Genomic DNA, 24,245 nt, shown 5'->3' on the forward strand with positions numbered 1-24,245 from the left:
GAGCGTCACAATATCTCAAATGGGTTCAAAGAACCGCTCTTGACAGGATGCTCTTTTATATCTTGCCCTTTTTGTCAAGTACAATTTATACCAAATTAGATGAGCTTACCCTGTACCTTGATGGCTGTAAAGGTAATTGATTCTACGTTCCTCATAGCGGTTGCTGCCGCAAGTATTGCATCGGATTTCTCGCATGGGTCTATCCTCATTATCCCGGATTTCGGATTCTCAATCGACCTAATTCCGCAGTGATAATAGCACCTGATTGGAGTTCTTGTCCGTGAAGTGCGATCGCCTGCAAGCCAACTTCTGCTTGCTGTCTCGCCGCTAGATTAACTAAACGGATAATCCCGCAGTGAGGTACGCCTCGGACTATTGCAAGTTCGCCAAAATCTTTGTCTAAGGTTACTAGAATACGACCATCATTATATGCACGAGAAAGAATCTCTTCGTCGCCCGGATCTTCTGGCCAATCTCCCGTCCATATTGCATCATGTCCCGCGATTTCGAGTTGTTGGCGGGAGCCGCCCTAAACACAAGTATCCAAAAGAATTTTCATTTGCCAGCTTCGGCCAAGAGAGGTTCGATACGCTCGTGACTAACCAGTCGGTGAGCATAAACTAGACAAGCCTGAATATCTTCTCTTTCTAGCCAGGGATAGCCTTCGAGAATCGTTTCAGGAGTGTCGCCTGCAGCTAACATTCCTAGAATATGCTCAACTGCAAGACGGCGACCCCGAATAATGGGTTTTCCGTTAAATATTTTGGGATTTACTGTGATTCGTTCTAAGAGTTTTTGAGCATCCATAATTTGAGGCATAATTAGATAATCACTATTTTATCATATTTGATGATTTCCGAACCCCTTACCCTCTCAACAAGCAATCCTGTTTTAGCAGCCAAAGGATTAACTCGTCGTTTTGGTGGTTTAATTGCTGTAAACAACGTATCTTTTACAGTTGAAAAACACGAAATCTTTGGATTGATCGGCCCTAACGGCGCGGGCAAGACAACTCTATTTAATCTAATGACTGGACTGATACCTGCTTCTAGTGGCAACCTGATTTATCAAAATGAAAATATTTCCCAATTGAAGCCTTATCAAATTGCTAATAAAGGTATTGCCCGAACTTTTCAAAATATCCGGTTGTTTGGGGAACTTTCTGCTGTGGAAAATGTGGCGATCGCCCGACACATCCACAGTCGATCGGGCAATCCAGTTTTATCGGTGCTGGCGGGGATTTTCGGCTTGCCAGCATCTAACGCAATGGAACGCAAAACCCAGCGAAAAGCCTTAGAATTGTTGGATTTAGTCGGATTGGGCGATCGCGCGGGCGAACAAGCCAAAAACTTGGCCTACGGCGACCAGAGGCGCTTAGAAATTGCCCGCGCTTTAGCCTTAGAACCGCAAATACTCTTGTTAGATGAACCTGCAGCAGGGATGAATCCCAGTGAAAAGCACAAATTAAGCGAATTTATCCGAGAAGTACGCCAACAATTCAATTTAACTGTAATATTGATCGAGCATCATGTACCGCTAGTTATGGGGTTGTGCGATCGAATTGCCGTCTTGCATTTCGGTCAGCTTATTGCTTTGGGAGAACCTGCTGTTGTGAGGAATGACCCGGCGGTGATTGAGGCTTATTTGGGAGATGAAACGTAGAAATTGTAAATGTTTCCCTGCTCTGGCGGGGAACGAGTAAAATTAATAGTTAGCCTTAAATGAATATTCTAGTCCTCTTAGGAGGACTTCAGCTATGAGCCAGGGGTTGAAACCCCTGGCTGCTGGAAAAGAGACAGTTTTGTTATCAAAAATCAAGTTACAAAAAATGCAACAGAGTCCACCCAAAACCACCCAAAACATCCTCTTAGAACTCAAAAATGTTTCTGTAAATTATGGCGGAATTCAAGCCATACAAAATATTAATCTCACAATTAATGCCGGGGAGGTTATCAGTCTCATCGGTGCCAACGGTGCAGGCAAAAGTACCACCCTGAGAGCGATTTCTAAAATAGTTAATTTGCGACAAGGACAAATTATTTATAGCGGGCGCGATATTAGCCGCCGCCAAGCTCACGAAGTTGTGAAATTGGGAATCGCCCACAGTCCAGAAGGGCGGCGGGTTTTGGCCAAGCAAACGGTGTTGACTAACTTGGAATTGGGTGCCTATATTCGATCGGACTCGGCGGCAGTAAAAGCCGATTTAGAGCGCCAATTTGAGATATTTCCCCGCCTAGCAGAAAGGCGCCGCCAGCTAGCAGGAACCCTCAGCGGCGGGGAACAGCAAATGCTGGCGATCGCCCGCGCTCTGATGAGTCGCCCGAAGCTGCTATTATTAGATGAGCCTAGTTTAGGCTTAGCACCTGCGATCGTCAAAGAAATTTTTGCAATTATTCAAAATCTGCGCTCCACGGGCGTTACAATCCTTTTAGTGGAACAAAACGCCAGTTTAGCACTGCAAATTGCCGATCGGGGTTACGTGCTAGAAGCTGGTAATATTACTCTCACAGGTATTGGAGCGGATTTGCTAAACGACGAGCGAGTCAGGAGCGCATATTTAGGTTGACTTGGTTAATTTTTGGAATCTTGACCGCTTTCTTTGAAGCCGTCAAAGACGTTTTTGGCAAACAAAACCTCAAAAAAAGTGACGAATATGTCGTCGCTTGGTCTCTCTCATTTTTTTCAGTCATCTGTTTGCTTCCCTGGGTATTATATACAGGAATTCCGCCATTAAACTCTCAATTTTGGCTCGCCCTATTAATCGGAGGTAGCATCAACGCTGTCACAGCCCTCCTCTACATCAAAGCCATCAAACTATCAGATTTATCCCTGACACTACCGATGGTAGCTTTGACACCATTATTCATGTTGGTAACTTCACCGTTAATTGTCGGTGAATATCCCAAATTTTTTGATTATATTGGCATTTTACTAATCGTAGCAGGCTCTTATTTATTAAATATCAAAGAGAAATCTAAAGGATATTTAGCCCCATTCAAAGCACTGCTGGATGAACCCGGACCCAAGTTGATGTTAATCGTCGCAGTACTATGGAGTATTGCCGCAAATTTTGACAAAATAGGAGTTACAAATTCCCACCCTATTTTTTGGGTATTCTCTTTGTTTGGTACCATGAGTGTTTTGCTACTGCCAGTTTTATTGCACAAAACCCCAAATCCAGGGCGACAAATTTTCAAACAATTACCAATGCTAGCGGCTATGGGGTTTATCAATGCTATTGGAATAATTTTTCAAATGCAAGCTTTGACATTAGCTTTCGTAGTCCAAGTGATAGCGATTAAGCGTACTAGCGTGTTAATGGGTGTATTGTTCGGTCATTTCATTTTTAAGGAAAAAGATATTCAACAAAGATTCTTAGGGGCCGGGATCATGATTTTGGGAGTTTTATTTATCAGTTTATAGGTTGAGATTTCGGGGACTTTGACGCTCGTTCTCTGCCCGAATGTAGGGGCGGTGCCCCCGTGCTCGCCCTCTCTCGGTTGGGCGGGGATGTCTGGGTGGGAAACAAGCCCTAGCCTCTATTGATGTATAAGTCATGTTATACTCAAGGCGATCGCACTTTCTCTCACTATTTATTAAGATAAAAAAAATTAATGCACAAAATAGCTGCCACACCCGGAGGTTGGAATCCTCAAGCAGAAGGAGTAATTTTTATTCAGCAAACCCCAGCACCAATAGTATTTATTAGTGCTGCTGACACCGACATTCAAACACTCGCCGCCGCCGCATCCAAAATGCCTGCAAAATTCCCCAAACTGCGCGCAGTAAACCTGCTTCAGTTGCAGCAACAACTAACAATTGATACTTATGCAGAGGAAGTTTTAGAACGCGCAGATGTGATAATCTTAAGACTGTTAGGAGGGCGTTCTTATTGGTCTTACGGGTTAGAAATTCTGCGGGAAACAGTGCAGAAAACTAACGCATCACTGATTGTAATGCCGGGAGAAGACAGTCCCGATCCTGATTTAATCAGCCATTCAAATGTATCGCTGTCAGCAGTCAATCAACTGTGGCGCTACTTTACAGAAGGCGGAGTCCAAAACTTTGTTAACGCACTAAAACTTGCCGCCGATACTTGCCTAAAAACTGCTTATAATCCGCCCCTACCTCAAACAGTTTCCCGCGTCGGAATTTATGATTGGAAAAAGCAAATTGAATCGTCCCCAACTTGCGGACAGGGGGACATTACTTCTAAATCTAAAGTCGGAATTTTATTTTATCGTGCTCATTACTTATCAGGAAACTTAGCACCAATTGATGCACTTTGTAAAGCTCTAGCAGAGCGAAACTTAGTCCCTGTTCCCGTCTTTGTGTCTTCTCTGCGGGAAGCCGATTTGCAAATAGAATTGCTGGAATATTTCCAGCCCAAAGAATCAGAACCAATTCAATTATTGCTCAACACCACAAGTTTTGCCGTCTCCGGTTTCAGCAGTCAAGAACCGGAACAAAACAGCTTAAAATCCTTAGACGTTCCCGTATTGCAAGCAATCTTCAGCGGTGGCGGTTTGGACCAGTGGGAAACGGAACTTCAGGGACTTTCGCCCCGCGATGTGGCGATGAATGTAGCATTGCCGGAAGTAGACGGAAAAATCATTACTAGGGCTGTTTCTTTTAAAGCGGTACAGACTTGGAACAGCGAATTAGAAACAGATGTAGTAGGCTATGTAGCAGCGGGCGATCGCATTTCATTTGTAGCAGATTTAACCGCCAATTGGGTGAAGATGAAACAAACCCCAGCCGCTAGCAGACGCATCGCCATAATTCTAGCAAATTACCCCACTCGCAACGCCCGCTTAGCCAACGGCGTCGGCTTAGATACGCCCGCTAGCTGTGTCGAAATCCTCAAAGCTATGCAGCAAGCTGGCTATCAAATTGAAAACATCCCCGCTAGTGGCAACGAGTTAATTGAGCTCCTGACTTCTGGCGTAACAAATGACCCGGAAGGACGCGAATTGCGCCCTGTTCATCAATCTTTGGATTTGACAGAATATGAAGAATATTTTGCTAATTTGCCGCAGGAAGTGCAAGATGGGATTTGTAAAAGATGGGGGCTTCCGGGAAGCTATGCACAAGATTTTATAAGTAACAATAGGTCTTTTCCGATTCCGGGAATTCAGTTTGGTAATGTATTTGTAGGAATTCAACCATCGCGGGGATACGAACTTGACCCCGCGTTAAATTATCACGCCCCAGACTTAGAACCTACCCACAATTATCTAGCTTACTATTATTGGTTGCGAGAAAAGTTGGAAATTGATGCGATAATTCATGCCGGAAAACACGGCAATTTAGAATGGCTTCCCGGTAAAAGTATAGCATTGTCTAACAAATGTTATCCAGAAGTGGCATTAGGCGCGATGCCGAATTTTTATCCCTTCATTGTCAACGATCCGGGGGAAGGTTCCCAAGCAAAAAGACGATCGCAAGCTGTGATTATCGACCACCTGACACCGCCGATGACTCGCGCCGAACTCTACGGGCCTTTGCAGCAGTTGGAAACCTTAATTGATGAGTATTGCGAAGCCCAAAGTTTAGATCCGTCCAGATTGCCCATGATTCGCGATCGCATTCTCGCCCTCACCAACAAAGAAAACTTAGACAAAGACTTAGGAATACAACTAAATAAATCGGAATTTACAGAATTTATCACCCGCACAGACGGCTATCTTTGCGAACTCAAAGAATCCCAAATCCGCGACGGACTGCACATTTTCGGGCAGTGTCCCGAAGGTAGACAGTTGAGAGATTTGATAATTGCGATCGCCCGCCATCCCACCAACGGGCGATCGGGCTTAACCCGCGCCCTAGCAGAAGACTCAGGCTACGATTTCGACCCCTTAACCTGCGATCCAACGTCGATAATTCACCACCGCACAGCAGGCGATTTAACAGCAGAACTCGAAGACAAAGCCGCTGAATTAGTAGATAACTTAATCGAAAACATCCGCGTTAATCCGCGTTCATCTGCGGTTAAAAATATTCAAATAGGAGAAGCAACAAAACAAGAACTAGACTGGATAAACAACTATCTTTTACCTTCAATCCTCCAAACAAACCAAGAAATTACCAACCTTTTGCGCGGGCTAGATGGGCGGCACATACCAAGCGGCGCATCCGGCGCGCCCACCCGCGGCAGACCAGATGTATTGCCCACCGGTCGGAATTTTTACTCAGTAGATATCCGCGCCATTCCCACAGAAACCGCCTGGAGAGTTGGCAGAGTTGCTGCTGAAACTTTAATCGAAAGATACACCCAAGAAAACGGCGAATATCCAAAAACTTTGGGTTTGTCAGTGTGGGGAACATCCACCATGCGGACGGGGGGAGACGATATCGCCGAAGCCTTGGCGCTGATAGGAGTTCAACCAGTTTGGGATGGGCCTTCGCGCCGGGTTGTAGATTTTGAAATCTTGCCAGTTTCTGTTTTGGGACGGCCGCGCGTAGATGTTACTTTGCGAATTTCTGGCTTTTTCCGCGATGCTTTTTTTAATTTAATTGATTTGTTTGACAGTGCGGTAAAAGCTGTGGCCGATTTAGACGAATCGGCAGAAAATAACCCCTTAGCCGCACAAGTTCAAGCCGAGATTCAGTATTGGGAATCTACAGGTTTGAGTCGAGAAGAGGCGCAAGGGCGATCGCAATTTCGAGTCTTTGGCTCAAAACCAGGTGCTTACGGCGCAGGACTTCAAGGCATAATTGAAGCTCAAAACTGGACAGACGACAGCGATTTAGCAAAAGCTTACATTAATTGGAGCAGTTACGCCTATACCTCCTCTAGTTCCTCAAATTTGCCGGGAGATGTAGCAGGAGTTAAACAGAGTGAATGGGGATGTTCTGCACCCGAAGCATTTGAACAACGCCTCGGCCAAATGCAAATAGTTCTGCAAAACCAAGACAACCGGGAACACGACATCCTCGACTCGGATGATTATTATCAATTTCAAGGGGGAATGACGGCCGCAATCCGCAATTTGCGAGGCAAAAATCCTGAAACTTATTTTGGAGATAATTCAATTCCTGAGAATCCGAAAGTGCGGCAACTGCGAGAAGAAATTGCGCGGGTTTATCGCAGCAGGGCTGTGAATCCCAAATGGATAGAAGGTGCGATGCGACACGGTTATAAAGGTGCTTTTGAAATTGCAGCAACTGTTGATTTTTTGTTTGCTTACGATGCTACGGCAAATTGTGTAGAGGATTTTATGTATCAAGGAATCGCAGAGGCTTATATTTTTGATGAGAAAGTGCAGACATTTATTCAAGAAAACAATCCTTGGGCACTGCGAGATATGGCAGAAAGATTGCTAGAAGCTCGTCAGCGGGGGTTGTGGCAGAGTGCGAACCCGGATACATTGGATAAATTGAGGTCGATCGCCCTGCAAGCCGAAGCAGTCATTGAATCCCATACATAAATACTCAAAACGTCACCATCGCGGCTGCCGACGAATGGCCGCTTGCGGTAATATCTAGTAATGTTTCGCGATCGCTGAAAGCTTTATGATTCGTCGCTACATTGCTAGCATCAGCACCAGCATCCTCAAACGTACCTGCGCCGCAGCCGCTGTATTAGCCGTAACTTTGGGATGTTCGTCAACGAAGCCGCCCAACACCGCAGCGCCATCGGGTTCGATCGACGAATCCGCAGTCCTAGCGCAGTCCCCAACGTCTCTGTTAGCTCAAAACCGCAACAAAACCAGAAAATCCCTCAGCCTTCCCTCTTGCCCGCAAAACGATGCCTTCACGGAGTCAATTAACTTTGCCACCCAAGCTTCTAATTTGGCTCAATCAGCCAATTCAAAACAAGACTGGGACGAAGTAGCCGCCCTGTGGGTGCAGGCCGTCGCCTGGATGCAAGCGGTTCCCCCCGGCAGTCCCAGACGGGCGTTTGCGGAGAAAAAAGTAATCGAGTACATGAGAAACCTGGTTTATTCCCAGCAGCAAGCGAGCGCAACCAGAGCGCAAGCCAGTACAGTCAGCTTCAGCAGCGATTTGCTAAACGAACAACTACAACTTTACCTATCCTACGTTGCTGCAGTCGGCCCACCAGATGTTTTGATTGTCGGGAGTTCCCGCGCATTGCAGGGCGTCGATCCCAAACAGCTAAAACAATCTTTGGCCCAAAGGGGCCGTCCGGGCTTAAAAGTATTTAACTTTTCAGTCAACGGTGCAACTGCACAAGTAGTTGACTTTCAACTGCGGCGGCTTTTGAAGCCCGGTCATTTGCCTCAAATGATTATCTGGGCAGACGGTGTGCGGGCATTTAACAGCGGCCGAGACGATCGCACTTTTAATTCGATCGTCGATTCTGAAGGCAGCCAACTTTTAGCAGCAGGCATTCGCCCCGAACTGCTATCCGATGAACCCAACGAGATTCCGCTGTGTTACAGATTCCCGCAGCCCTGCGCTAACAACAATTTCCGCAAAGCATTTACCTCTATCGATCGACCGTGGAGTGGAACGGGCATCTTGCCCGTTGCTGAGAATGCTGCAGGCGGGCAAGACACCCACCCCCCAATCAAATTCCTCTCCAGTGGAACGGGCATCTTGCCCGTTGCCTCAAATGCTGCAAGATATGAGTTAAAACCGATCGCAGCGGATGCAGCAAATCAAAAAGCACAATTGATTCCAGTCTCACGACGCACAACAGTAGCCCTCAGACACGTCAACCAATTGGCAGATTCGATCGACTCCAACGGATTCATGGCTATGTCGGGCAAGTACAATCCCAACACTTATTATCGAGAACGCGCTTACGTTTCAGGCCAGTACGATCGCGACTACGAAAACTTCAACCTCGGCGGCAAACAAGCAGCAGCCTTTAACTCAGTTGTAGCATTTACCAAAGCTCGCAAAATTCCCCTAATTTTCGTCAATTTGCCCCTCACCAACGACTACTTAGACGGAACTCGCCTGCGGGCAGAACAGCAGTTCCGGCAGCGAATGCAGCAACTCTCGCGGCAAAAAGGCTTCGCTTTCCGCGACTTTTCGCAGCGGTGGCCCGGCCGCAATGACTATTTTGTTGACCCCAGCCACCTCAACCGCTTTGGGGCGAGCGCAGTTTCTAGCCTACTCGCGGCCGATTCCAGCATTATCTGGCCACTGCCCAAATCCAGACGCAGCGACGGGTGAAGGAAGTTCGGCAACGGATTCGCTTTCGGAGGATGTAACGGATGTAACGGATGTCAGGAAGAAGGAAGAAGGAAGATGTGGAAATGCAGTCATAATAATATTTCTTATTCCCGGCTTTCTTTTTACCAGGCAGATCCTGGTAACGCAGCTCCACAGGCTCTGCCTCGCAATGCTCAAAAATAGTTTAAAATCTAACCTGATGTCCAAAACCAATGTGTGCGAGCGAACATTTTAAGATATTTCACTCAGCCTAAAATCTCACAATCAAAAATCCAAAATCGATAAATTGTGAGGTCACTCTAAAATCTAACAATCCAAAATCCAAAATCCAAAATCCAAAATCGATAGATTGTGAGCTCACTCTAAAATCTAACAATCCAAAATCTAAAATCTAAAATCGATAGGTTGTGCAACTAAAACAAGTAATTATCGCCCACAAAGCCAGAGATACCCTCAGCCAGCGGTGGGCTGAACAATGTGCCCGCCAATTAGAAAGTCGCGGCTGTCAGGTTTTAATGGGGCCCAGTGGCCCGAAAGATAACCCGTATCCAGTGTTTTTAGCTTCTAGTAACAGCCCAATTGATTTAGCGGTGGTGCTCGGCGGCGACGGCACTGCCCTAGCTGCTGCGCGGAATTTGGCGGCTGATGGCATCCCGATTTTGGCAGCGAATGTGGGGGGACATCTGGGTTTTTTAACCGAGTCTTTTGAGGATTTCCAAAATACTGAGGAAATTTGGGACAGACTTTCGGAAGATAGGTATGCTGTGCAGAAGCGGATGATGTTGCAGGCAACAGTTTTTGAGGGAAACAGAAGCAATCTCGAACCCCAAAGCGATCGATTTTTGGCACTAAATGAAATGTGTGTCAAACCTGCTTCAGCCGATCGAATGCCGAGCTGTATTCTAGAAATGGAAGTTGACGGCGAAGTAGTAGATCAGTATCAAGGCGATGGTTTAATTGTGGCAACTCCCACCGGTTCGACTTGCTACACTGCATCTGCCAACGGGCCGATTATGCACTCGGGAATGGAGGCGATCGCAGTTACTCCGATTTGCCCTTTGAGTTTATCTAGTCGGGCGATCGTCCTGCCGCCCGGTTCAGTCGTCAGCATTTGGCCTTTAGCAGATTACGAACTCAGTACCAAACTGTGGACAGACGGCATTTTGGGTACTGCAATTTGGCCAGGACAGCGCGTAGACGTGCGGAGGGCAGATTGCGAAGCCCAGTTTATCATTTTGCGGGAAAACTATTCTTATTTCAACACTTTGAGGGAAAAACTTCACTGGGCAGGAGCCAGAATTCGCTACAGCAACAATCACCGCAATTAATCCGAATCATTCAATAGACATCGCAAGAATTGCCAGTCTTGAACAGGCAAGATGCCTGTTCCACAATAATAATTATTGGAGAGGTCTAATATCAAGCCGCATTAACCTGTAGGGGCGAGTAGGCGTGAAAAAACCTGTTAAATCACCAACAATCTAGATACAAAAACCGCCCTCAGCCAACCCATAATCTCTGTACTTTGTTAAGATCGCTCAATCTCTTGACAGACAGCCTGATCTATGCAGATTTCCAAAAAATCAACCCGACCTTTCAACCCTCAAGATACATATCCCTGTCCCGTGTGCCGCACCGGTCAAATTTCCACCCTAGCGCTCATGGACGCCCTAGCTTGCAACTTCTGCCAGCACATTTATACCGCAAGCGTTGAAAGACAATCGCTCCAAATGGCCGATCGCCAACCGCCCGTAACTTGGCACTGGAACGGCAAACAGTGGATAGGAGCCCACCTCGAAGGCGTAGAATTCGGATGGCCCTACTTTGCAGCGGCTATTGGTCTAATTTTCCTTCCCACTACCTTGCTGGGACTTTCAGCTTACTATTTTCCCCCGGTTCCCGGCAGCCGGTTGTCGTGGCTGCCCGTAGCTTGGACAGGCTTAGCTTTTTTGTCGCATTTAGGCATTGTGCTGTGGTTGGTAGGTGAATTTTATCAATTCCCGGTGGTAACTTACTTCAGAGCTTGGGGGCGCAGGATACGCCGGCGCTAGCTTAAATGCTGTCTAACAGCCGATCGTCCTCGGACGGCACACCGACATCGATCCAGGTAAAATTAGAGGCGATCGCAAAATTCAATTCCCAATCAGCACTTAAGCAGCTATAATCGTTAGCTATTCTAAATAGTCAGATACAAACGCATTGCGATTTGTGAGGAGACGAATGAACATACTTGGAATCTCGGCGTACTATCACGACAGCGCCGCAGCCTTAATTCGCGACGGAGAAATTATAGCGGCAGCGCAGGAAGAAAGATTTTCCCGCAAAAAACACGACGCCAGATTTCCCAAGAATGCGATCGCTTATTGCTTGAAAGAAGCGAAAATAGATTTGCGGGAACTCGATCACATAGTCTTTTACGACAAACCTTTAGTCAAATTCGAGCGCCTTCTCGAAACCTATTTAGCCTACGCACCCCAAGGTTTTCGCTCTTTCCTAACAGCCATGCCGATATGGCTCAAAGAAAAGCTTTACCTCAAAACCATGCTCAAGAGAGATCTGGCAGCAATAGCAAACTGCAAAACGAATAAACTGCCATCTCTGCTATTTACCGAACACCACCAATCGCACGCAGCATCGGCATTTTTCCCCAGCCCCTTTGAAAAAGCAGCCGTTTTGTGCCTCGACGGCGTGGGCGAGTGGGCCACAACCTCGGTTTGGTTGGGAGACGGGAACCAACTTACACCTCAGTGGGAAATAGATTTTCCCCACTCCTTGGGTTTGCTTTATTCAGCTTTCACCTATTACACCGGCTTCAAAGTCAACTCTGGTGAATACAAACTCATGGGTTTAGCACCTTATGGCGAACCCAAGTATGTAGACAAGATTCTCAACTATTTAATCGACCTCAAAGATGACGGAACTTTTCGTTTGAACATGGATTATTTCAACTATACAGTTGGCTTAACCATGACAAATAAGAAGTTTGACGAACTGTTTGAAGGGCCGCCGCGTCAAGCTGAAGGAAAATTGACTCAGCGAGAAATGGATATTGCCGCTTCCATTCAAGTTGTTACCGAAGAAGTTGTTTTGCGGCTTTGCAGAACAGTTAAAAAAGAATTGAATGTCGATTATCTTTGTATGGCCGGCGGCGTTGCTCTCAACTGTGTTGCTAACGGCAGACTCTTGCGGGAAGGTATTTTCAAAGATATTTGGATTCAGCCGGCGGCGGGAGATGCTGGCGGTGCTTTGGGCGCGGCTTTGGCGATTTGGTATCAGTATTGCGAACAAACTCGCACTGTGAGCGCCCACTCGACAGCAAATAGTATAGAATCCCTCAAAACTGAACTTGTCACTGCAAATGCAGCGGTTGAGGAGAGGACTGAAGTTCTCACTGCAAACCCAGCGGTGGCAACTGTGGCGAAGTCGGTTGCTCATTTAACTTGTCACGATCAAATGCGCGGCTCATATTTGGGCCCAAGGTTTACTGACGCAGAAATTCTCGAATATTTGGATGCTGTCAAAGCCAGCTATCACCGATTGGACGATGCCGAATTAATGCCGCAGTTGGCTGAGATTTTGGAACAGGGAAATGTGGTGGGATGGTTCCAGGGGCGGATGGAATTTGGGCCGCGGGCTCTGGGCGGTCGATCGATCATTGGCGATCCCCGCAGTGCTAAAATGCAGTCCGTGATGAACCTGAAAATTAAATATCGGGAATCATTTCGACCTTTTGCTCCGTCAATCTTAGCCGAACGAGTTGCGGATTATTTCGAGATTGACCATTCTAGCCCTTATATGCTATTAGTAGCACCTGTCAAAGAGAGTCTCCGCATTCCGATGACTCCCGAACAAGAGCAGTTGTTTGGCATTGAAAAGCTCAACATTCCGCGATCGGAGATTCCGGCTGTCACCCACGTCGATTACTCGGCTCGCATTCAAACGGTTCACAAAGAAACCAATCCTCGCTACTATGACTTAATCAGCCATTTTGAAAAGCGATCGGGCTGTTCAATTGTGGTAAATACTTCTTTCAACGTCCGAGGCGAACCCATTGTTTGCACTCCAGAAGATGCTTATCGCTGTTTCATGCGAACCGAAATGGACTATCTGGTTTTGGAAAATTACTTGCTTCCCAAGTCAGAACAAATTCCTTGGAAACAAGATGATGCTTGGAAAAATGAATTTGAACTAGATTAGTCCTTAGTTATTAGTTATTAGTTATTTGTTGGAACGAGTAACTAATAACTAATTCCCAATTCCCAATTCCCAATTCCCAATTCCCCATTTCTAATGAGCGACGAAATTAAAAAACTCGACAAAAAAGGCTTGCGCGATTTCGGGCTGCTAATTGGTGGCTTGATTGCAGTTATCTTCGGTTTAGCAGTACCTTTACTGCGGCGGCATTCTCTACCTTGGCTGCCCTGGGCAATCGGCGCAGTCCTAATCGTGCTAGGATTGGTTGCGCCAAAATCGCTGAATCCCGTTTATCACGCATGGATGCGCTTTGGACTGCTCCTCCACAAAATCCAAACGCCGCTCATCCTAGGGATAGTTTTTTACCTGATAGTTTGGCCGATGGGAGTAATCAAAAATATTTTCGGCGAAGATGCAATGCGGCGAAAACTCAATCCGAAAATGGATACTTACCGCATCCCAAGTAAAGCAAGAACAAAAGTTAGTATGGAGCGTCCTTTTTAAGTGTTTGAAGCAACTTTAGATTTTCTCAAAGATTTGTGGGCGTTTATGAAAGAACGCCAAAAGTATTGGATGTTGCCGTTAATTGTGACTTTAGTCTTTTTAGGAGCTTTGATTGTATTGAGTCAGGGTTCTGTGATTGCTCCGTTTATTTACACGCTGTTTTGAAATAATGAGCAAGTTGAAAAATTTGGGTGTCAATTTAGGTTTGACACTCGGCGGTTTATTGATGGGGGTGGTAATTGGTGAAGTTGGGTTGCGAGTTGCTAGAGTTGAGGGCTATCCAAAAATAGGAGATTTCGTAGAGTCGGCGCCAACTCGTTTTCACACTTCCGATCCAAATTTGGGCTGGAAACTGAAACCGGGTGCGTCGGGGGAGTGGAATGAGGAAGGTGCGAGTTTTGTGCAGGTGAATAGCGAGGGTTTGCGCGATCGTGAACATACAAAAGCAAAACCTCCAAATACTTTGCGCGTTGCGGTTTTGGGCGATTCTTTCACCGAAGCAATTCACGTACCTGTCGAACAAACTTTCTGGTCAAAATTGGAAAGAAAGTTAGGCAACTGCGAAGCTGTTAAGGGACGCAAAAATGTTGAGGTAATGAATTTCGGGGTGCAGGGCTACGGTACTGCTCAAGAATTGATAATGCTGCGAAAAAAAGTATGGGATTACAGTCCTGATATTGTAATTCTTGCTTTTTTTATTGGCAATGATATAATTAACAATTCGCCGCAATTGGAATACGATCGCTACCGACCATTTTTTGCTTATGATGCTAGCGGCAAGTTAGTACCGGATATGTCTTTTCGCAATCTCGCGCCGATCGATCGCAACGAAAGAGCAGTTTCCTTCGTAGACCGAATGCCCAGTTTGATAGTCAACAATTCGCGCATTTTGCAGGTCATTAAAAAAGTAGACTTAGATCGGAAAAAGCGGGAGTTATCGGGGCACTTTACCACTTTAAGTACCCTGAACCTCAAGGAACCTCAAGATGCAGCTTGGCAAGAGGCTTGGAGGGTGACAGAGGGTTTGATTGTGACGATGCGGAATGAAGTTGTGCAGAAAAATGCTGATTTCTTGGTTGTGACGATCGGCGATCCGATGCAAGTTAGACCGGAGGCCGAGAGGCGAAAAAATTTTATGAGAAAGAACAACATTCAGGATTTGTTTTATCCCGATAGGCGGCTAGAAAATTTGGGCGCGCGCGAGGGTTTTCGGGTACTAAATTTATCCGAACAGATCCAAGGTTACACGGAAAAATATCAAGTCTGCGCCCACGGTTTTGAGAATTCTGTACCCTGTGGGGGTCACTGGAATGAACTCGGACATCGGCTGGCTAGTATTCTGATTAACCGAAATTTGTGCGAAACATTGAAGCAGTCTCAAGTCCCCAACAAACAACCGTAATCAGTCAAATTCCATGAAAGATTCAACGGCGCTAAAAAAAAGCCAAAACATATTAATTATAATCGCAGTTAATTTGGCGATCGCCTTTATTTGCCTGGAAGCTTTATCGCTAGCTTTTTATTTTATCAACCAAAAGCAGTTTTTTTATACCCGAACTAAAGCCAAAGAAAAAGTAGTAGAAGATATTGAAAGGATCGGCATTAGACTTGATGAATCTATCGTAGAAAGACTGCACCCACTTTTTGGCTATGTACTCAAACAAGGTGCTTTCACTAATGAAAAATTAAAGTTAAAAGTCAACAAACACGGCTTTTTTTCACTCTACGAATATCCGTTTATTAAAACCAATAACAATCAAGTTATTATCGGAATTTTTGGCGGTTCAGTTGCGAATAACTTTGCAGTCGATGAATACGTAAATCGCAGATTGTCTAACAAATTGAAGACTTATCCAGAATTTGCCAACAAGGAAATTTTTGTTTTAAATTTTGGGAATGGCGGCTACAAACAGCCCCAACAATTATTAGTTTTAAATTACTTTTTGGCTTTGGGTCAAGAGTTAGATTTAGTCATCAATATTGACGGTTTTAACGAAGTAGCACTGTCAAATTTAAACAACAAAGCCCAAGTAGAAATAGGAATGCCTAGCGTTCAGCACATACAGCCTCTGACTGGTTTAGCCAACAACAACTTGTCACCGGAAGCGATGAGTTCGATCCTGCAAATTAACGAAAACAAAAAACAATTGAAAGCAGGTATTGACAAATTGCAAACTTGTCAACTTGCTTTGTGTCACGCTGTTACCTCGCTACAGGTGAAACAATTAGTCAACAATTACCAGCAAGCCGTTGTCAAGTACGATTCGCAAGTCAAACAATCCAACCCAGACACCGCAAATAGCGGTATAGTATACATTCCCAAAGCTGACTTTGTTTTGCAGGATGCCGCTGCTTTTGACAAAATGGCATCGATGTGGTATCAATCGTCGATCGGGATGAATCAAATTTTATCAAGTAGAAAGATTAAGTATTTTCACTTTATCCAGCCCAACCAGTATTATCCCACTAAGCGCTCGTTTACCGCCAAGGAAAACGAAATTGCGATCGACCAGAAGAGCCCTTACATTGAAGGTGTGAAAAAAGGTTATCCGGTATTGTTGTCCAAAGTCGGTGATTTGCAAAAAGCTGGGGTTAATGTTTTTAGCGCAGTGAATATTTTAGACAATACAAAAGAGACGGTTTACAAAGATGCCTGCTGCCACTATAATTCAGTCGGAGACGAAGTATTGGCAAACTATGTTTCTAGTTCCATTATTAAAGTAGTAAGAGAGTCGAAATAGAGGTTTATGAAAGATTTAAAAGCCCTCAAAAAAGGACAAGAATTTCTAAAAATTGCTTTGATTAACTTAGCGCTTTTACTGGTTTTCCTGGAACTCGGTTCCTTGGCATGGTATTTTGTCAAGCACAAGCAATTTTTCTATACTAGAGAAAAGACGCAAGATAAATCAGCCTTGGGAATTAATTTAGAAGGAGTGCGGCTCAATGAGTCTATAGTCGAAAGATTTCATCCTTTTTTTGGGTTCATTCAGAAACCAGGCCCTGACTTTCGCCCCGGTTTTAAAAATAACAACTATGGGTTTCTCTCACCTTATGATTACCCTTTCAAAAAGACTAAACCCAATCAATTTATTATCGGAGTTTTTGGCGGTTCTGTGGCTTCTAATTATGGAATATTTGAAGTTCAAAATAAAATTTTACCTCAATACCTCAAGCAGCTTCCGGGTTGGAAAGATAAAGAATTTGTAATTTTGTCTTTTGCTACCGGTGGCTACAAACAACCCCAGCAATTATTGCTTTTAAACTATTTTTTGGCTTTAGGGCAAGAACTGGATCTGGTTGTCAATATAGATGGTTTTAATGAAGTAGCACTTTCTAACTTAAACAATAAAAATCAAGTCGATTTGGCGATGCCAAGCATTCAGCATATTTTGCCGCTGACTAGCTTGGCGAATAATAGCCTTTCTACCAAAGCGATGAAAGCAACTATCCGAATCCAAGAAAATAAAGCTAGGATTAATCAGGGTTTGGAACGTTTGCAAAACTGTTCTTTCGCTGCGTGTGATGCTTTGACTTCGGTTTACATTCAAAATCTAGTTAATAACTATAAAACCGATGTCATTAAGTTTGAAAAAGAACGGACTAAACAAAAAAAAGATGACAGTGGTAGCGTTATTTATATCAATACTAATAAGTCAGTTTTACAAGATTCATTAGCTTTTGAACAAATGGCACAAAATTGGGTGAAAAGTTCAATTTTTATGCAAAAAGTTCTGTCGGCTAGTAATGTGCCTTATTTTCATGTTCTTCAGCCTAATCAATACTATCAGACGAAAAGAGTGTTTGGTGAAGCCGAAAAGCAGATTGCTTTTAACAAGGATACTCCTTATGCTAAAGCTGTGCAAATTGGATATCCGGCTCTTTTCAAAAAGTTCCCTAATTTAGAAAAAAATAATATCACTCTAGTGAATGCTGTCAATGTTTTTGACAAAACTAAAGAGGCTGTTTATGTAGATAGCTGCTGCCACTACAATCAAGCTGGAGAGGTGGTTTTCAGCAATTATGTGGGCCGTTCTATTCTGGAATCTTTGCGGAAAAATGAGGCTAGAAGCAAAAAGAAGTAGGGAGCATCTCATAGTTGTAAAAACACTTCTTCTTCTTCCTCCTTTTTTCTTCCTCTTTCCTCTTTCCTCCTGACTCCTGGCTCCTAACTCCAATTTTGGGCTTGGCTGCTTTCATTGAGATGCTCCCAAGAAGTAGGTCTGAAATATCCGCTGAATGGTTGATGTAGGGTGCGCCTAGCGCACCTTACCGCTGAGTTTAAATTTTAGGTTTTTGGTTGGGTTTTAGATCGATCGCCCGCTGAGTCGATCGGCATTACCAAGATTTTATCAACTCGGTTCCCGTCCATATCGACTACTTCGACGCGCAAACCGTTCCACTCAAAATGCTCGGCTGCTGTGGGAATTTTGCCCAAATTTGTAATCACAAAACCGCCCATTGTGTGATAACTTCCTTTGTGTTCGGCTGACTCTTCGATTCCAAACAGCTCAAAAAAATCTTCGACTGCTAGCATTCCGTCTAATAGCCAAGAACCGTCTTCGCGCTGCACGGCTTCCGGCTCGTCAGCATCTTCAATAGAGGGGAATTCGCCAACGAGTTCGACTAAAATGTCGTTGACTGTAACCAATCCTTGAATTACGCCGTATTCGTCTACTACCAAGGCAATTTGATTGCTAGATTGTTTGAAAAGTTCTAATACTTTTAAACCCCGCGTGCTTTCGGGTACAAATAACGGTCGTCGTAAAGAAGCGCTTAAATCTAGCGGTTGACCAGTTAAATTCCGAGACAGCATATCAGTAACGTGTACTAAACCGACAACGTTGTCGAGTCCTCCCTGACACACGGGAAACCGAGAATGACCACTGCCGAGCATTTTTTGGCGGTTTTCTTCTACTGAGTCGTCGAGGTCGAGCCAGGTAAGATCGGGACGCGGGGTCATTAAGGCGCTGACTCGCCGATCGCCCAAACGAAAGACTCTTTCTACCATGTCTTGTTCGGCTTCTTCAAAGGTTCCGGCTTCTGTTCCTTGCTCAATTAAAACTTTAATTTCTTCCTCTGTAACTTGCGGTTCTGTAGAAGGCACAATCCCCATGATCCGCATCACTAAGTCAGTGGAATAACTTAACAGATAAACCGCAGGAGCGCCAATTTTTGAGAGCATTCGCATGGGAATTGCTACGCTTGAGGCGATCGGCTCCGGGTTGTTGAGCGCTAGCCGCTTCGGCACAAGTTCGCCGACAATTAGGGTCAGATAAGTGATCGTTAAAACTGCTACTACTGAGGCGATCGTCCCAGAGTAGGGCGCGAGGGCAGGAATCAACCGTAACAAAGGCTCTATCCTTTTAGACACCGTCGTTTCCCCAAAAGCGCCCGACACGATACCCAACAGCGTAATCCCGATTTGAACCGTCGGTAAGAACTGATTGGGGGCATTAGCCAGATCCAAGGCTACACGGGCACTGGCTGAACCTTGGTTGGCCATCTGTTGCAGTCTTACTTTCCTTACTGAGACGATGGCCATCTCTGACATCACAAACAAGCCATTGACGAAAACCAGCAGGAGAACAATCAGAAGGTCTATATTTGAGGACATTTCTAAAATTATCGGTGGTAAAGGTGAAGCGCTCTGCCCGGTTAGTCGATTTTAGATTTTAGATTTTAGATTTTAGATTGACTCCGCAGCCAGTATCTGGGGGATTTCCCTAATGTCTAAAATTTTTCGATCTTCACAACTTGAGTCGGGGGCTTGTATCCGTCTTTGGGTGCAGTCACAGGAGAGGTCTGGAAGCTGCGAATCTCGATCGCAAAATCGAAATTTTTTCTAAACCTGTCACTAGATTAACGGAACTGGCTCGATCCCGATCGCAGGATCGACATATTAAAGCAGAAATCTATCTCCAGTTAAGTTCCAAGGCGTCAACAGCAGAGCGGCACAATCATGGATGTTTGTCGTACAATCTCCTTAACAGGCAAAGGGAAAGAGCCTTCGCCGATCGGGGATTAAAATTAAAAGCGCATGACTTTCTCTTCAATAATTCGTACCCTGGGGCGATCGCCCCTAGCAACAGAACTCCTCAACAAGCTCAAGCGCCATCGCTACGTGCAACTGTCCGGCGTAGCCCGCTTGCCCAAAGGTTTGGTAGCTTCCGCCCTCGCACAGCAAGAAGGGCGGAATTTACTGGTAGTGACGGCAACTCTAGAAGAAGCGGGCCGCTGGGTGGCAGGGCTGGAGGCTATGGGCTGGCAGACTGTGCATTTTTACCCGACTTCGGAGGCTTCGCCCTACGAGCTATCTTACTCCGACGAGAACGAAATGACTTGGGGGCAAATGCAGGTGCTGGCGGATTTGGTCGAGAAACAAGAAACAAACGCTAATTCTAAGCCGATCGCGATTGTAGCTACCGAAAGAGCTCTCCAGTCTCACTTGCCACCGCCTGCTGCTTTTGAACCCTACTGTCTGACGCTCAAGCGAGGTGCGGTTCAAGACTCGAAGATACTTGACCGCCAACTGGTGTCGATGGGGTACGAGCGAGTGACTCTGGTGGAAATGGAGGGCCAGTGGAGTCGCCGGGGCGATATTGTCGATGTGTTTCCGGTGGCGGCTGAGTTGCCCGTGCGCCTGGAGTGGTTTGGGGATGATTTGGAGCAAATTCGGGAGTTTGACCCGTCTTCCCAGCGATCGCTCGATAAGGTCGATCGGTTAGTTTTAACTCCGACTAATTTTAATACAATTATTAAAGCAGTTTTATCAGAAAAAAAGCTTGACGCAATCAACCACCTAGGGTCTTCCGATCCCGAAAATGAAGCCGAAAATGAAACCGAAAAATTTGTCCGTCGGCTGTTGGGTTTAGCCTTCGAGCAACCTGCATCTTTGTTGGATTATTTGACTGAAAATACTTTAGTTGTTATTGACGAACCCCAAGGGTGCGAAGCTCACAGCGACCGCTGGTATGAGAATGCACAGGAACAGTGGAATAATTGCAATCGGGAATCGGAATTTGCTGGTGAGGAAACCGAAAAATTGCCAATTGCTAATTTGAAAGTTCCCAAAATTCACCGCAGTTTTGCTGAATCTATGGCAGATGTCGCAGCTTTCGACAGGCTAGAACTTTCAGAATTGGCAGAAGATTCTACGGCTAAAAAATTTCAAAGCTCTGCGGAGAGTGACCAGCTACCGTCTGCGATTAATTTGGCTTCTAGACCTGTGCCGGTGATGCCTCACCAATTTGCGAAGCTGTCTCAAATGCTCAGGGAAGAGCGCGATCGAGGTTTTACCATTTTTCTGGTTTCTGCTCAACCGAGCCGTTCTGTTTCTTTGCTCTCGGAACATGACTGTCCGGCTCAGTTTGTGGTGAATCCGCGCGATTATTTGGCGATCGACAAGTTGCAATTGCAGCACATTCCGGTTGCTTTGAAGTACAGCGGGCTGGCAGAATTGGAAGGTTTTATTCTGCCGACTTTTCGGATTGTTTTAATTACCGATCGGGAATTTTACGGCCAGCATTCTTTGGCTACTTTTAGCTACGTCCGCAAGCGCCGCCGCGCTGCTTCTAAGCAAGTAGACCCGAATAAATTAAGCCCTGGTGATTATGTGGTTCACCGCCAGCACGGAGTGGGCAAATTTATCAAGTTGGAACGTTTGACGATCGATCGGGAAACTCGCGAATATTTATTGATTCAATACGCTGACGGTACTCTGAGGGTGGCGGCAGATCAATTGGGCGCTTTGTCGCGGTTTCGGACTGTAGCCGATAAAGTACCTGATCTAAACAAGCTGACAGGCCAAACTTGGGAAAAAACTAAAACAAAGGTTCGCAAAGCTGTTAAAAAATTGGCAGTGGATTTGCTGAATCTTTATGCTAAAAGAGCTAAACAAACAGGTTACGCTTTTCCTCCTGATATGCCTTGGCAACAAGAGTTGGAGGATTCTTTTCCTTACCAGCCAACGCCGGATCAGTTGAAGGCAACTCAGGATGTGAAACGCGACATGGAGGGCGATCGACCGATGGATCGCTTGGTCTGCGGCGATGTCGGTTTTGGCAAGACAGAAGTTGCTCTGAGAGCAATTTTTAAGGCGGTTACGGCGGGCAAGCAGGTGGCTTTGCTCGCGCCGACGACGATTTTGACCCAACAGCACTATCACACGCTCTCGGAGCGTTTTTCCCCTTATCCGATCGAAGTTGGTTTGCTCAATCGCTTTCGCACTGAAACCGAGCGCCGGGAGATTCACAAGCGTTTGGCGACTGGGGAATTAGATGTGATTGTCGGTACTCAAGCTGTTTTGAGCAAAGCGATTAAATTTCGGGATTTGGGCTTGTTGGTGGTGGATGAAGAACAGCGGTTTGGAGTTAAGCAAAAGGAAGCGATTAAAGCTCTCAAAACAGAGGTAGATGTTCTGACTCTGACAGCAACGCCGATTCCCCGGACTTTGTATATGTCGCTGTCGGGGATTCGCGAGATGAGTTTGATTTCGACTCCCCCTCCCAGCAGGCGCCCGATTCAGACGCATTTGGCTCCCTATAACCCGGAAGTGGTGCGATCGGCAATTCGTCAAGAATTGGACAGGGGCGGTCAGGTTTTTTACGTGGTGCCGCGGATTGAGGGGATTGATGAGTTGGCCGCTCAGTTGCAGGAGATGGTTCCGTCTGCCAGAATTGCGATCGCCCACGGTCAAATGGAGGCGTCGGAACTAGAATCAATCATGCTGACTTTCAGCGCGGCGGAGTTTGATATTTTGGTGTGTACGACGATTATTGAGTCGGGTTTGGATATTCCGCGAGTCAATACCATTTTAATTGAAGACGCGCAGAAGTTTGGTTTGGGTCAGCTTTACCAGTTGCGGGGACGGGTGGGACGCGCGGGGATTCAAGCTCATGCTTGGCTGTTTTATCCCAAGCAGAACCAACTTTCTGATGCTGCAAGGCAGCGGCTGCGGGCAATTCAAGAGTTTGCCCAGTTGGGTTCGGGCTATCAGTTGGCTGTCCGAGATATGGAAATTCGCGGTTCGGGTGATGTTTTGGGTACTGAACAATCTGGTCAAATGGAGGCGATCGGTTTTGATTTGTATGCTGAAATGTTAGAGGAGGCTATTCGGGAAATTAAGGGTCAGGAAATTCCGAAAGTTGAGGACGCGCAAATTGACCTCACTTTGACGGCGTTTATTCCTGCCGATTACATCGCAGATTTGGATCAAAAGATGAGCGCTTACCGGTCTGTGGCTTCTGCTAATACCCCTGAAGAATTACAGCAGATTCAGGCTGATTGGTGCGATCGTTATGGGCCAATTCCTCTTCCAGCCCAGCAACTTATCCGTGTTGTCGAACTCAAACAAATTGCTAAAAAAATCGGTTTTTCTCGGATTAAACCGGAGAATAAGCAGAACATAGTTTTGGAAACTGCGATGGAAGAGCCTGCTTGGAATTTGCTCAAGGCTAATTTGCCGGAACATTTGCGCTCTCGTTTTGTCTACAGCAAGGGGAAGGTTACTATTCGAGGTATGGCGGTTTTGACGGCCCAAAAGCAATTGGATAATTTGATTGATTGGCTGGGTAAAATGCAGGGCGCTTTGCCGGAAGCAAATGTTTGATTTTAATATATAATCCCCAAATCTAGCGCACCGCCGAAACCACAGAATAATACCGATGGAACCATAAAAAATATTACTGCTGTTTTCATGATGGTTTTAGCGACAGAAAGGATTAAAATCGTGAAAATGTTAGTGAGTATTTTTTTGGCGATCGCGCTAGCGCAAGGAGTGCCTATGGCGGTTCAATCTCAAGACATAATTGACCGGATCGACCGGGTTGTGAGTGCAGGATTGATGAATAAAGATGCTAGTGGCAATTTTAATGCTGAGGGCCTTGTCAGTCGCGCCGATTTGGCGATGATTTTAGTGAAAACTTTTGGTTTGGAACGCCGGAAAACCGCTCAGAAACCGGATAGGGAATTGCCGGACGTACCGAAGAGTTACTGGGCTTACAGTGCGATTCAAACTGCTTTGAAAACGGGGACGATGAGTGGATATCGCGACGGAATGTTTTTCCCAAATCAAAGGGTGACTCGCGCTGAAGCTTTGGCAATTTTTGCTCAAGCTTACGGGGTTTTTCAGTTTCCCGAACCCAGCATTTCCGAAATTTTAGCTAAGTATCCAGATGCAGGCGACATTCCTAGTTGGGCTAGAAAGTCTATGGCTACTGCACTTTATGAAGGGTTTGTTAATGTCGATCTCGCAACTAATAAGATTAATCCTTTGAAGCCGATGACTCGCTGGGATATGGCTTACGCTTTGAGCAAGTATTTGGAGCGGCAAGTAAGGCCCACTTCTTTGCCTGTCCCGGCCGAGCAGCCTCCCGATCGCGGCGTGGGAAGGTGATAGTGTT

The 24,245-nt window shown here is 45.7% G+C and carries 18 protein-coding genes; 15 read left to right on the forward strand and 3 right to left on the reverse strand.

Annotated elements, in window-relative coordinates; translation table 11 throughout:
* Nucleotides 1-208: 208 nt before the first annotated feature.
* Both NDI35_RS22355 and NDI35_RS22360 read right to left on the reverse strand, forming a co-directional pair.
* On the reverse strand, nt 209-505 hold the full coding sequence (locus NDI35_RS22355) for a DUF5615 family PIN-like protein (protein WP_445314687.1): 297 nt from the start codon (nt 503-505) through the stop codon (nt 209-211).
* Between the two features lie 50 nt (nt 506-555).
* Nucleotides 556-819 (reverse strand): DUF433 domain-containing protein, encoded by a 264-nt coding sequence (locus NDI35_RS22360; protein ID WP_333039059.1) that lies wholly within the window; start codon nt 817-819, stop codon nt 556-558.
* Nucleotides 820-849: 30 nt separating this feature from the next.
* Between NDI35_RS22360 and NDI35_RS22365 the strand changes: the two genes are divergently transcribed.
* The 13 genes from NDI35_RS22365 to NDI35_RS22425 all read left to right on the forward strand — a co-directional run bounded on the left by NDI35_RS22365 (nt 850) and on the right by NDI35_RS22425 (nt 17,927).
* Nucleotides 850-1,662 carry an ABC transporter ATP-binding protein gene (locus NDI35_RS22365; protein WP_333149141.1) on the forward strand — a complete coding sequence of 271 codons (813 nt, stop codon included), beginning with the start codon at nt 850-852 and terminating at the stop codon, nt 1,660-1,662.
* A gap of 166 nt (nt 1,663-1,828) precedes the next feature.
* On the forward strand, nt 1,829-2,566 hold the full coding sequence (locus NDI35_RS22370; RefSeq protein ID WP_445314643.1) for an ABC transporter ATP-binding protein: 738 nt from the start codon (nt 1,829-1,831) through the stop codon (nt 2,564-2,566).
* The gene (locus NDI35_RS22375; RefSeq protein WP_445314644.1) at nt 2,563-3,423 is read left to right on the forward strand and encodes an EamA family transporter; all 861 of its coding nucleotides are present in this window, start codon (nt 2,563-2,565) and stop codon (nt 3,421-3,423) included. Before NDI35_RS22370 ends, NDI35_RS22375 begins: the two co-directional genes overlap by 4 nt.
* Before the next feature lie 191 nt (nt 3,424-3,614).
* A complete protein-coding gene (gene cobN / locus NDI35_RS22380; RefSeq protein ID WP_445314645.1) occupies nt 3,615-7,430 on the forward strand; it encodes a cobaltochelatase subunit CobN in 3,816 nt (1,271 codons plus the stop codon).
* An 85-nt stretch (nt 7,431-7,515) separates the two neighbouring features.
* Complete coding sequence (locus NDI35_RS22385; protein ID WP_445314646.1) at nt 7,516-9,147, forward strand: hypothetical protein; 1,632 nt, start codon at nt 7,516-7,518, stop codon at nt 9,145-9,147.
* Nucleotides 9,148-9,554: 407 nt separating this feature from the next.
* A complete protein-coding gene (locus NDI35_RS22390; protein ID WP_333098154.1) occupies nt 9,555-10,475 on the forward strand; it encodes an NAD(+) kinase in 921 nt (306 codons plus the stop codon).
* A gap of 237 nt (nt 10,476-10,712) precedes the next feature.
* Nucleotides 10,713-11,198 (forward strand): hypothetical protein, encoded by a 486-nt coding sequence (locus NDI35_RS22395; protein ID WP_445314647.1) that lies wholly within the window; start codon nt 10,713-10,715, stop codon nt 11,196-11,198.
* 169 nt (nt 11,199-11,367) lie between these two features.
* A complete protein-coding gene (locus NDI35_RS22400; protein WP_445314648.1) occupies nt 11,368-13,344 on the forward strand; it encodes a carbamoyltransferase family protein in 1,977 nt (658 codons plus the stop codon).
* A gap of 93 nt (nt 13,345-13,437) precedes the next feature.
* On the forward strand, nt 13,438-13,845 hold the full coding sequence (locus NDI35_RS22405) for an SxtJ family membrane protein (RefSeq protein ID WP_445314649.1): 408 nt from the start codon (nt 13,438-13,440) through the stop codon (nt 13,843-13,845).
* Entirely contained in the window at nt 13,846-14,010 is a 165-nt protein-coding gene (locus NDI35_RS22410) for a DUF5989 family protein (RefSeq protein ID WP_006634651.1), read from the forward strand. It begins immediately after the preceding gene.
* Nucleotides 14,011-14,014: 4 nt separating this feature from the next.
* Nucleotides 14,015-15,247 carry an SGNH/GDSL hydrolase family protein gene (locus NDI35_RS22415; RefSeq protein WP_445314650.1) on the forward strand — a complete coding sequence of 411 codons (1,233 nt, stop codon included), beginning with the start codon at nt 14,015-14,017 and terminating at the stop codon, nt 15,245-15,247.
* 13 nt (nt 15,248-15,260) lie between these two features.
* Nucleotides 15,261-16,586, forward strand: a complete 1,326-nt coding sequence (locus NDI35_RS22420) for a hypothetical protein (protein WP_445314651.1) — start codon at nt 15,261-15,263, stop codon at nt 16,584-16,586.
* 6 nt (nt 16,587-16,592) lie between these two features.
* Entirely contained in the window at nt 16,593-17,927 is a 1,335-nt protein-coding gene (locus NDI35_RS22425) for a hypothetical protein (protein ID WP_445314652.1), read from the forward strand.
* A gap of 203 nt (nt 17,928-18,130) precedes the next feature.
* On the opposite strand, the gene NDI35_RS22430 is transcribed toward NDI35_RS22425, so the two are convergent.
* Nucleotides 18,131-19,459 carry a hemolysin family protein gene (locus NDI35_RS22430; RefSeq protein WP_445314653.1) on the reverse strand — a complete coding sequence of 443 codons (1,329 nt, stop codon included), beginning with the start codon at nt 19,457-19,459 and terminating at the stop codon, nt 18,131-18,133.
* A 423-nt stretch (nt 19,460-19,882) separates the two neighbouring features.
* Here NDI35_RS22430 and mfd point away from each other — a divergent pair, with 423 nt between their 5' ends.
* Nucleotides 19,883-23,452 carry a transcription-repair coupling factor gene (gene mfd / locus NDI35_RS22435; RefSeq protein ID WP_445314654.1) on the forward strand — a complete coding sequence of 1,190 codons (3,570 nt, stop codon included), beginning with the start codon at nt 19,883-19,885 and terminating at the stop codon, nt 23,450-23,452.
* 126 nt (nt 23,453-23,578) lie between these two features.
* Entirely contained in the window at nt 23,579-24,238 is a 660-nt protein-coding gene (locus NDI35_RS22440; RefSeq protein ID WP_445314688.1) for an S-layer homology domain-containing protein, read from the forward strand.
* The last annotated feature ends 7 nt before the right edge of the window (nt 24,239-24,245 follow it).

It is taken from the genome of Microcoleus vaginatus FACHB-2002 (assembly GCF_040004035.1).
Classification (GTDB): Bacteria; Cyanobacteriota; Cyanobacteriia; order Cyanobacteriales; family Microcoleaceae; genus Microcoleus; species Microcoleus vaginatus_C.

What these genes read in the sequence shown, in the direction of transcription:
- NDI35_RS22360 (WP_333039059.1), bottom strand. Translation starts at nt 819, where the DNA reads ATGCCTCAAATTATGGATGCTCAAAAACTCTTAGAACGAATCACAGTA.
- NDI35_RS22365 (WP_333149141.1), top strand. Translation starts at nt 850, where the DNA reads ATGATTTCCGAACCCCTTACCCTCTCAACAAGCAATCCTGTTTTAGCA.
- NDI35_RS22370 (WP_445314643.1), top strand. Translation starts at nt 1,829, where the DNA reads ATGCAACAGAGTCCACCCAAAACCACCCAAAACATCCTCTTAGAACTC.
- cobN (WP_445314645.1), top strand. Translation starts at nt 3,615, where the DNA reads ATGCACAAAATAGCTGCCACACCCGGAGGTTGGAATCCTCAAGCAGAA.
- NDI35_RS22385 (WP_445314646.1), top strand. Translation starts at nt 7,516, where the DNA reads ATGATTCGTCGCTACATTGCTAGCATCAGCACCAGCATCCTCAAACGT.
- NDI35_RS22395 (WP_445314647.1), top strand. Translation starts at nt 10,713, where the DNA reads ATGCAGATTTCCAAAAAATCAACCCGACCTTTCAACCCTCAAGATACA.
- NDI35_RS22400 (WP_445314648.1), top strand. Translation starts at nt 11,368, where the DNA reads ATGAACATACTTGGAATCTCGGCGTACTATCACGACAGCGCCGCAGCC.
- NDI35_RS22405 (WP_445314649.1), top strand. Translation starts at nt 13,438, where the DNA reads ATGAGCGACGAAATTAAAAAACTCGACAAAAAAGGCTTGCGCGATTTC.
- NDI35_RS22415 (WP_445314650.1), top strand. Translation starts at nt 14,015, where the DNA reads ATGAGCAAGTTGAAAAATTTGGGTGTCAATTTAGGTTTGACACTCGGC.
- NDI35_RS22420 (WP_445314651.1), top strand. Translation starts at nt 15,261, where the DNA reads ATGAAAGATTCAACGGCGCTAAAAAAAAGCCAAAACATATTAATTATA.
- NDI35_RS22425 (WP_445314652.1), top strand. Translation starts at nt 16,593, where the DNA reads ATGAAAGATTTAAAAGCCCTCAAAAAAGGACAAGAATTTCTAAAAATT.
- NDI35_RS22430 (WP_445314653.1), bottom strand. Translation starts at nt 19,459, where the DNA reads ATGTCCTCAAATATAGACCTTCTGATTGTTCTCCTGCTGGTTTTCGTC.
- mfd (WP_445314654.1), top strand. Translation starts at nt 19,883, where the DNA reads ATGACTTTCTCTTCAATAATTCGTACCCTGGGGCGATCGCCCCTAGCA.
- NDI35_RS22440 (WP_445314688.1), top strand. Translation starts at nt 23,579, where the DNA reads ATGTTAGTGAGTATTTTTTTGGCGATCGCGCTAGCGCAAGGAGTGCCT.